Origin of the sequence: Streptomyces cavernae (assembly GCF_004023625.1) — a bacterium.
In the GTDB taxonomy this organism is placed as follows: domain Bacteria; phylum Actinomycetota; class Actinomycetes; order Streptomycetales; family Streptomycetaceae; genus Streptomyces; species Streptomyces cavernae.
Genome location: NZ_RPDJ01000106.1, coordinates 1 through 2,544 on the forward strand (window position 1 = coordinate 1; position 2,544 = coordinate 2,544).

A 2,544-nucleotide genomic window follows, 5' to 3' on the forward strand; every position below is an offset into this window, starting at 1 on the left:
GCTGTCGGGTAGCGGGGACGCATTGCTGCGTCCCCGCCCCCTCAGAACCGGGCATGCCCGGTTTCCAGGCACCACGGCTCAAGCAAGCCCCGAGGGCTTCACGGTGATGCAGAGACTGCGAGTCTCCTGCGTGTTCTGGCTCGGAGACCACGATGGCAAGAGGCGTGTACCAGGCGAGTCTGCGGTCCGTCCGGCGTGCCGCTCCGCCCGTGGTGAGTGAGGTAGCTGGCGGCTACCGCTCTGCGGACGGTGTTCAACCACCAGCGTTCCCATTCGTGCGGGGACTGCGGTGGCTGGTTGGCAGTGAGGATGTAGTCCCCGCAGAGTGGACAGCGGCCTTCCTGCTTGGCGAGCAGGTTCAGGTTGTAGTTGTCCAGCGGGGGTTTGACCTTCCTCCGCCTTTTGGCCCAGTAGTCATGCAGGTCGGGGTCGTCGGGCGACGCCCCGCCAGTGACCAACTGGTGCCGGACGATATTCGTCCAGGAGAATTTGACCACGTGAAAGGTGCCGCCGCTCTCGCTGTTACAGCCGCGATCGCCGAACACCCAGTAGTCGTTCCTGAACTTGTTGAACTTGCCGTAGTAGCGGCGCACAATCCACTTCTTCGACTTGTTGGGGTGGGAGTGCTTGGCCCACTTATAGGTGAGCCGCCACATATGAGAGTCCAGATCCGCGAAGACCCGGCTGGACACCACCCCACGGTAGTAGGCCGCCCAACCCCGAATGATCGGGTTGAGTTTGGCGATGACCGCCACCACATTCGATCCGCGAAGATTTCGCATCTCGTCCGTGAGCCTTCCCCGTATCCGTATAATCGCCTTCTTGCTTGGCTTGATGATCAGCTTGGATCCGTGAAACTGGCGGAGAGTGAATCCTAGGAAGTCGAAACCTTCGGAGAGATGCACAATGCGCGTCTTCTCCTCGTTGAAGGTCAGGCCCCTGGGCGCCAGCCACGCTCCAAGCCGCGCCTTGACCTGCTCTGCTTGCTGCCGGGAGTGACAGCAGGCGACCATATCGTCGGCGTATCGCACCAGCACCGGAGCTCCTCGCGTCGTTTCTCCGGAAGTGCGTCCGGATGCGAGATAGCGAACTCCGGCAGCTTCCTCCAGGCCGTGGAGCGCAACGTTCATCAACAGCGGGCTGATTACACCGCCTTGGGGCGATCCCTCTTCGGCCGGTGTGAGCAGGCCGTCCTCCACCACTCCCGCTTTCAGCCATCCCCGGATCATTTCCCTGGCCGGGAAGGACCCGATCGCTTTGAGCAGTTGTTCGTGGCCGATTCTGTCGAATGCGGCGGACAAGTCGGCATCCAGAATCCACAACCTCCTGGCCCGGAAGCCTTTCAGCGTGGAGTAGAGAGCGCCGATGGCGTCCGCACAGCTGCGGCCCGGCCGGAACCCATAGGATTTCGGCTCGAAGCGCGCTTCCCACTCGGGTTCCAGTGCGTTACGGACACGCGCCTGATGGCATCGGTCCATAATCACGGGGATACCGAGCGGCCGTTGTTTTCCATTGGCCTTTGGAATGTACACGCGTCGGACCGGCAGTGGATTCCAGGACGAGCGCGTATGGTGCACACGTAAAGCCACGTCCATCCTGGCCTCGGGTGACAGGGCGGTCTCCCCGTCGATCCCGGCCGTCCGACGTCCAGCGTTGCGCTGAGTCACCTGCCGCACGCTGATCAGCGTGTTCGACCATGATCTCAGCATCAGTTTCTGCAAGGACCGGACCAGGGCCCAGTCCTCTTCCCGCGTCGCCTTGAAGATCCTCTGCCTCAGCCTCACTACGTTGTCCTCGTGGTGACGCCATGCGATGTCGTCCCATTCGGCAACGTCCTTGGGTCCGTTCACCGCGGTGTCCAACTTGCCCCTCGGTTCGGGAGGCCCCGGGCCTCGGTCGTCAAAGGCTCACCAGCCCACGTCAGCTCCCCTTTCGGGACCCGGCCGCCAGGACCGGCATCCGGCCGGTTCCCCGAGACAGCCACCTGGAGAGGCAGCCACATGTCCCGAGTCCCGCTGCCTTTCGGCCGCCGGCATCTGCTTCTTGGGCTTCCTGTCCCGCCGAGGAGTTCCGCCCCTCTTGCGATCGGCCTACCGAGCCGAAAAGGCCCGGACCCCGACGGGGTTTCCACGTTCCGCGCACACGAGACACGGCCGGGGTGGGCGCCCCCTACACCCCGGGGCCAGCGGTGTTCCCACAACCGGTTGATCGTCCCCGGCCGTCGCTTGCCGCCTCTTCCAGCGGCCAGGCCCTTGCACCCTGGTCCTCGTCCCGTCACCCAAGGCTTGGGCTGACGAGGCATCATCGGGGGTTCACTTGCGTTCGCCCGTCCGGCCTTCCCCTCGCCCGGTTGCTCCCCCGGACGGAGCGGGGGCCCTTGGGCTTCTTCCCTGGGCTTCGCACCCTCACAAGCGGGACCTGTGAACGCACGCCAGGACGGGGACTGATCTCGAACACTGATCAGGAACCACGCATCCGGTCTATAACCGGCCTCCGATCTGCGAGTTCACTCGAAGTGCGCGACTTCGTGTCGCACCGATCAAC

The 2,544-nt window shown here is 63.9% G+C and carries 1 protein-coding gene; it reads right to left on the bottom strand.

The window, feature by feature from the left end; all coding sequences use genetic code 11:
- Positions 1-98 precede the first annotated feature (98 nt).
- Positions 99-1,850 (bottom strand): group II intron reverse transcriptase/maturase, encoded by a 1,752-nt coding sequence (gene ltrA / locus EF387_RS46290; protein ID WP_128382565.1) that lies wholly within the window; start codon positions 1,848-1,850, stop codon positions 99-101.
- Between the last annotated feature and the right edge of the window lie 694 nt (positions 1,851-2,544).